General features: G+C 58.0%; 5 protein-coding genes and 1 pseudogene. 3 read left to right on the forward strand and 3 right to left on the reverse strand.

The window, feature by feature from the left end; all coding sequences use genetic code 11:
• The 3 genes from ACSQ3Z_RS35855 to ACSQ3Z_RS35865 all read left to right on the forward strand — a co-directional run bounded on the left by ACSQ3Z_RS35855 (position 1) and on the right by ACSQ3Z_RS35865 (position 4,029).
• Positions 1-1,404, forward strand: a complete 1,404-nt coding sequence (locus tag ACSQ3Z_RS35855) for an aspartate aminotransferase family protein (protein ID WP_436175773.1) — start codon at positions 1-3, stop codon at positions 1,402-1,404.
• Between the two features lie 221 nt (positions 1,405-1,625).
• Complete coding sequence (locus ACSQ3Z_RS35860) at positions 1,626-2,699, forward strand: GlxA family transcriptional regulator (protein WP_436175774.1); 1,074 nt, start codon at positions 1,626-1,628, stop codon at positions 2,697-2,699.
• Positions 2,700-2,850: 151 nt separating this feature from the next.
• Entirely contained in the window at positions 2,851-4,029 is a 1,179-nt protein-coding gene (locus ACSQ3Z_RS35865) for a M24 family metallopeptidase (protein WP_436175775.1), read from the forward strand.
• A gap of 519 nt (positions 4,030-4,548) precedes the next feature.
• On the opposite strand, the pseudogene ACSQ3Z_RS35870 reads toward ACSQ3Z_RS35865, so the two are convergent.
• The 3 genes and pseudogenes from ACSQ3Z_RS35870 to ehuD all read right to left on the reverse strand — a co-directional run.
• Positions 4,549-4,923 (reverse strand): annotated as a pseudogene (locus tag ACSQ3Z_RS35870) (helix-turn-helix domain-containing protein); the annotation flags it as partial.
• 492 nt (positions 4,924-5,415) lie between these two features.
• Positions 5,416-6,228 carry an ectoine/hydroxyectoine ABC transporter ATP-binding protein EhuA gene (gene ehuA, locus ACSQ3Z_RS35875; protein WP_436175776.1) on the reverse strand — a complete coding sequence of 271 codons (813 nt, stop codon included), beginning with the start codon at positions 6,226-6,228 and terminating at the stop codon, positions 5,416-5,418.
• Position 6,229: 1 nt separating this feature from the next.
• Positions 6,230-6,946: ectoine/hydroxyectoine ABC transporter permease subunit EhuD (ehuD, locus tag ACSQ3Z_RS35880; protein WP_436175777.1), on the reverse strand; the 717-nt coding region annotated here is incomplete at its 5' end.

Below are 6,946 nucleotides of genomic sequence, written 5' to 3' on the forward strand. Positions count from 1 at the left end.
ATGAGCATCAACATCAAGGATATCAGCGAAAAGGATAGAAATGCTGTCCTGCATCCTTTCACGCAGCTCAAGGATTTTGCCAGCGGCAAGCTAGGTGAGCCGACCATCGTTGAGACTGGCAAAGGCATCCGCATTCAAGATGCGCATGGCAACCAGCTGATCGACGGATTTGCCGGCCTTTATTGCGTCAATGTCGGTTACGGCCGCACCGAAGTCGCCGAAGCGATTTCCCGCCAGGCTTTCCGTCTGGCCTACTATCATTCCTACGCTGCCCACACGACGGACGAGCTCGCAATCCTTTCCGATCGCCTCGTGAAGATGGCGCCGGGCAAAATGAGCAAGGTATTCTACGGCATGTCCGGCTCGGACGCCAACGAGACGCAGGCCAAGCTCGTCTGGTATTATAATAATCTCCGCGGTAAGCCGACCAAGAAGAAGATCATCTCGCGTGAACGCGGCTATCACGGCTGCAGCGTCGTGTCGGGCTCGATGACGGGCATGAGCTTCTATCATGACCACATGGACCTGCCACTTCCGCAGATTGTTCACACCGGTGTTCCGCATCACTACTGGGGCGCCACCCCAGGCGAGTCCGAACGCGAATTTTCAGCGCGGCGCGGCGAGGAACTTGATCAGCTGATCCAGCGGCTGGGGCCAGAGAATGTGGGCGGCTTCATCGGCGAGCCGGTGCTCGGCACCGGCGGCATCACGCCTCCGCCGGAAGGCTACTGGCAAGCAATTCAGGCGGTGCTCAAGAAGCACGACGTGCTGCTCATTGCCGATGAAGTCATCACAGGGTTCGGCCGCACCGGTTCCATGTTCGGCTCGCAGCACTATGGCATCGAACCAGACCTCATCACGGTCGCTAAAGGTTTGACGTCGGCCTACTTCCCGCTTTCAGCGGCAATCGTCGGTGAGAAGGTGTATAAAGTCCTGGAGGATGGGGCTGACAAGGTCGGCGCATTCTCGCACGGGTACACCTATTCTGGTCATCCCATCGGCGCCGCCGCGGCCAACGCTGTCCTTGACATTGTCGAGAAAGAAGACCTCCCCGGCAATGCACGTGACGTCGGCGCGTTCTTCCAGGCACAGCTGCAGGAAAAGTTCGCGCAGTTGCCGATCGTCGGCGAAGTGCGCGGCGTCGGTCTTATGGGCGCAATCGAATTTGTCGCCGATCGCGACAACAAGAAGCGTTTCGACCCGTCGTTGAAGGTCGGTGCACGCATCTCGAAGGCAGCACGCGACCGTGGCCTGATCGTCCGCGCTATGCCGCATGGTGACATTCTGGGCTTCGCTCCTCCTTTGGTGGCAACAAAGGCTGAAGTGGAAGAGATCGTTGGTATCGCAGGAAGTGCAGTGCGCTTCGTTATGGATGAGCTAACGAGAGAGGGTCTTAGCATTTGAGGCGGCGACCCGAGCCTGCAATGCCAGAGCTGTCTGCCCGAGGCAGGCATAGCATACTTGGTGGTCACCAGTGACGACGCTAGTGCAGATCAATGGATAGTTAGCGGGAGAACCATCGGCCCCGACTGCGGTGGCAGCGCCAATCCAATGAACGAAGCCGGTCGCACTATTTTGGCATGGCCGCAACGAGAGATCAGGCTAGCAGAGAAGGAACTCCCGGGATGCTAGACTCACAGTCGACCTGCCGAAATTTTTGCTTTTACCTTCTACCGGCCTTTTCGCTCCAGGCGTTCTCGTCGGCAGTAGAAGCGCTGAGGCTCGCCAACGAAGTGTTGGGGCGTGAAGTGTATAGCTGGCAGATAGTTTCGGACGACGGGGAGCCCGTGGCCTCAAGTTGCGGGTTGTTGGTATGGGCCGGATCGTCGTTGTCGTTCGAGCGTGAAAGATTTCGTCGATCAATCTCAACACCCGCCGTCGTCGTCGTCGGCGCCCATAATGCTCCTGACTCGCACAAACAGCTTGAAGCCTGGTTACGCGAGTGCAGAAACCACCGCAGTTGCCTGGTAGGCATATGTAGCGGCACGATAGTGCTTGCTCGAGCTGGGGTTGCACAAGGGCGGCGTTGCGCGGTTCACTGGGAACAGTTTCCAATATTCTCTGAGCGCTTTCCGGATGTGTTCGCCGCTCAAACCGCCTTTGAGCGGGATGGAGACCTGTACACCTGCGCCGGGGGGGACGCTCCCTTCGACATGTTTTTAGATTTGGTTGACCGTCACCATGGCACGATAGTCGTCAATCGTATTTGTGAAAAAGCTATCGCGTGTAGGACCCGTTCAGCGGGTGACCGACAACGTTTGCCACTCCATTCACGAGTGCAACTAAACCATCGGGCGGTCATTAAGATAATAGAGGAGATGGAGGCAAACCTCACGGAGCCATTGCTACTAGACCAACTTGTGGGATCAGCCGGCCTTTCCCGACGTCAAATCGAGCGACTATTTAGGCGGGAACTGGGGTGTTCTCCAAGCCGTTATTATTTGGATCTTCGTCTGGAACGGGCGCATCTGCTGCTCATCAGTTCCCGTCTGCCGGTCGTTGAGATAGCGATGGCTTGCGGCTTTATCTCTGCATCGCACTTCTCAAAAGCGTACCGCGAAGCCTACGGATGCGCGCCACATCAATCACGACTGCCAGTTCATCAAAGAAAGAAAACGCGGTCGAGCGCCCCGGAAGAAAATAGAATGAGGAAAATCGACCGGAGGCTAAGTTACGAAGGATTGCCTAACTGCCACTAGCAGAGCGTTGTTCAGTGGAGACCGGTACGGCGCTGTTGTTGGTGATGGGCTCACCTCGCCGGGTCTCTTGTCGATTGTCAGGTTCGAACCCCGGGCTCGACTCCTGCTTAGTCAGGGTCCACAAGGACGCGATAGAATAGGATTTTTCAACATGATACCATTGCCATTCCATCCCGACGAATATCGGAGCAGGCTTTCCGCTATCCGCGCGGAAATGGCGCGCCGCAACCTCGATCTTCTGATCGTCAACGACGTCGCCAACCAGCACTACATCACCGGCTACGACGGCTGGTCGTTTTACACGCCGCAAATGGTCCTGGTCCCGCTCGCCGACGAGGAGCCGGTCTGGATCGGTCGTGCCATGGATGCCGCCGGCGGGCTGCTGACGGCTTGGATGAAGCCCGAGAATGTCGTCGGCTTTCCCGAAGATTATGTCCAGCGCACCGACCGTCATCCGATGGACTGGATTGCCGCCTGGATCGACAGGAAAGGCTGGGGGCGCGGCAATATCGGCATCGAGCTTGAAGCCTACTACTATTCCGCCAAGGCGCATGCGCGGCTGACCGCTGGGCTGCCTAACGCAATCCTCCACGATGCTGACCTTCTTGTGAACTGGATCCGCAGCGTCAAATCGGAAGCCGAGATCGACTACCTACGCAAAGCGTCGCGTCTTGCCGAGGCGGCGGTCACTGCAGCCTATGAGGTCATAGCGCCAGGTGTGCGCGAGTGCGATGCCATCGCCAAAATCCAAGCCGCTCAGATAGCTGGCTCGCCGGATTTCGCCGGCGACATCACCGCCCTGCCGCCGACCATACTGGGCGGCGAAAATGCATCGGCGCCGCATATCATGTGGAGCGATCGTCGCTTTGGCCACAACGAAACCGTCGCGCTCGAGCTGGCCGGCGTCGTTCGTCGCTATGCCGCCGGTCTCGCGCGTACGCTTCAGTTGGGCGCCATGCCAGCCAAGGTCGGCGACACCGGCAAGGCCGTGCTCGAAGGCATGGAGGCCGTGCTTTCGACCATCAGGCCTGGCGTCTTGGCGGAGGACATCGAGGCGAGCTGGCGTAAGGTCATCCAGCGCCACGGCCTGAAGAAGGAATCCCGCATTGGCTATTCGATCGGCGCGGCCTATCCGCCGGATTGGGGCGAGCACACGATCAGCCTGCGCCAGGGGGATAAGACGATCCTGAAGCCGGGCAATGTCCTTCATTCGATCCTCGGTATGTGGATGGACGGCTGGGGAATCGAAGTGAGCGAAACCATCCTCGTCACCGCTGACGGCTGCGAGACTCTGACCAGCTTCCCGCGAGAGATCCATGTCAAGCACTGATCGGCAGTGATGAATCCCGCGCTGGAACGCCGGTTGATCGAACGCCGCCAACTCCATCGCAGATCGGCAGCCGTCGAACAAAGAGAGCGATGCGCCGGCCTTCCGAAAAATCAGTGTTCGAAGAAGCCGGTTCAGTGGCATGAGGCCCATGGCCGGCTTCGGCATTGCCGTCGAAGCTTCCAGCGCCCGCGCGCATGTACCTGTTACCTGTGCCCACGCGCGACGACCGGCGTAACGGCGGGTTCGATCAGCTTGGGATGGGCGACGCCGGGGTTCTGGCCGCCGACGCTAGATGTTTGATCCAGATTTTGATGGGGCATCCTTGTCTTCGAATTGGGGATGCGCCTATGGACCGGGTTCTTCATGGGAGCGCCACGACGACAGAGGCGGTTCGTCGAGCGTTCAAGAGAGCCGGAGAGCGCTATAAGCTCACCCATGATCGAGAAGAATGACTCTGCGTCGGGCCCCAATGGCATGACCCGCCTCAAGTATGCGGCGTTGCTCGGGCTCGGCTTTGGCGTCGCCCCGCGAAGTTGGCGCGGAGCTTGTCCACCTTTGGAAGCTTAGCCCCTCACGGCGAAGGAATTGCCAAACGGTGTCATGTGAGACCTTCACACCATGTGCCTCAAGCTCGGCTTTCAACTGATGCAGAGTCAAATGCGGTGCCTTGTCAATTCGCTCCTGAATGAAATCCCGGTGAGGTTCCAGAACGCGCTTTCTGTGGCCACCCATCTTGCGAGGCTCGATAGAACCGCTCATTCGATAGCGCTGCGACCATTTAACGGCGGAAGAAACTGCAATCCCAAAACGAACCGCGACCGACCGGCAGCTCTCGCCAGCTTCAATCGCAAATACGATGCGTTCGCGCAGGCTCTTGGAAAGGGGTGCTGTCATTCAAGCTGCCGTCTTAGTTAGTCTTGATAATGGGAACCTAGGCAAGAACTGAACACCGGCAGGGTCACTGCTCGGAGGTTCTATGTCAAATTCAGTTTGCCGATCGGATTCATCTTACGACAAGATGGTCACAACCGGATGCACTTAGAATGTCAAAGCACCCTAAGGCGTCTCCGTCGTAACAAGCTCTGAAGCGGAGTGTCTGCTGGCCTTCATAAGACCAATTATTGCCCCAGCAAATGGGCGGAGTTGGATAGCGGTCCATTCGCGACAGATGTCGCGCAAGGCGCTAGTTGCCAGACGGACGGGTCATCGGCCAGCAAGACTTCCGGCAACGAGAGGAACGGCGCCTCGACCCACCAAAGCCTCTAGCGCCAATTCTTCGCTCTACCGGTTGGGACGTGCTTAAAAGCAACGTGGGAACGCTCTATGGCCGCATACCCTGACCGGATCAAGGCCATGGGATTGGGACGAAAACTCAATACGGATCTTTCAAACCGCTTCCTTGACGGCGGAAAGGAACTGCTTAGTGCGGTCGCGCTGTGGGCTGCTGAACAACGTCTGCGGGGCGCCCTGCTCCTCTATCGAGCCGCCATAAAAGAAGCAGACGCGGTCAGAAATGTCGCGAGCAAAGCCCATCTGATGCGTGACCATGATCATGGTTAGGTTGTGCTCAGCGACCAGCTTTCGAATGACCTGTGTCACCTCGCCGATGACTTCCGGGTCCAGGGCGGAAGTGACTTCGTCGAAAAGCATCACCTTGGGCCGCATCGCCAACGCGCGGGCTATGGCCACGCGCTGTTGTTGCCCCCCCGATAGACGGGAAGGATGCTGGTCGCGCTTGTCGATCATACCCACCATTTTGAGGAGCTCTTCGGATCGCTCAAGCGCCTCTTTCCTCGAAAGCCCCAGTACCTGGACTGGGCCTTCCATGCAGTTCTGGATCGCGGTCATGTGCGGGAACAGGTTGAAGTGCTGGAAACACATCCCGATCGAGGAGCGAATCTTCCTCTGGTAATGCTCGTCTGCCGGCACAAGGACCCCATCGCGAGGCATGTGTGTCAGCGGCTTGCCGTCCACGTATATCACGCCGCCATTGATAGTTTCGAGCGTCATAAGGGCTCGCAACACCGTAGTCTTCCCGGATCCGGAGGGCCCTATAATGGTAACCATCTCTCCTTCGGCAACGTCGAAATCGAGGTGGCTGATGACTTTGAGGCTTCCGTAGCTCTTGCTGACGTTCATGAACCGAACCATGGGGCGGTCATGCTCCGGCAGTTCAATGGGGTAGTCGGTATTGCTCATTTTACAGTCCTAGTCTCAGCCGCAGCCGTCGTTCGAACATCCTGACGAGTCCGGCCGTCGGAAGCGAGATCAAGAGGAAAATCAGGCCAACCAATGTAAAAGGTTCCAGATACCTGTAGTTCTCGGACCCTAACGCATTGGCCGTGTGCATTAGCTCCATGACACCAATTACCGACAGCATGGGCGTATCCTTGAGTATGCCCACCAGGTAGTTGCCGAGGCCGGGCACCGCAGGCGCAAGCGCCTGCGGGATGATGATGCGTACATAGGTGGCGCGGGGGGTCATGTTCAGCGCACGGCACGCTTCCCACTGGCCGGGAGCCACGGAATTGAGGCCTGCGCGGTAGACCTCTGACAGGTAGGCCGAATAGTGGAGACCGATCGCAATGATGCCTGATGTCCAGGGTGACAGGAAAACTCCGAACTGGGGTCCGACATAGAAGACAAAGAAAATCTGCAGGACCAAGGGCGTGGACCGGATGAATTCAATCAGCTCCCTGACGACAAATGTCAGTGCGGGCCACCTTGTGCGTTGCGCAAGAGCGAGCAGCAGGCCGGCGACGAGAGCAATTGCATACCCGACCCCGGCCGCAATCAACGTATTGAGGGTAGCCCATAGCAACTGGGGCAGGATCTCCCACGTAAAGTCCCAGCGCCAGTCGAATGTCATGCCCTTCCAAGCCTCCGGGCAACCAAACGTTCCGCCCAGCGCATCGTC

It is taken from the genome of Mesorhizobium sp. LjNodule214, from assembly GCF_964252735.1.
In the GTDB taxonomy this organism is placed as follows: Bacteria; Pseudomonadota; Alphaproteobacteria; order Rhizobiales; family Rhizobiaceae; genus Mesorhizobium.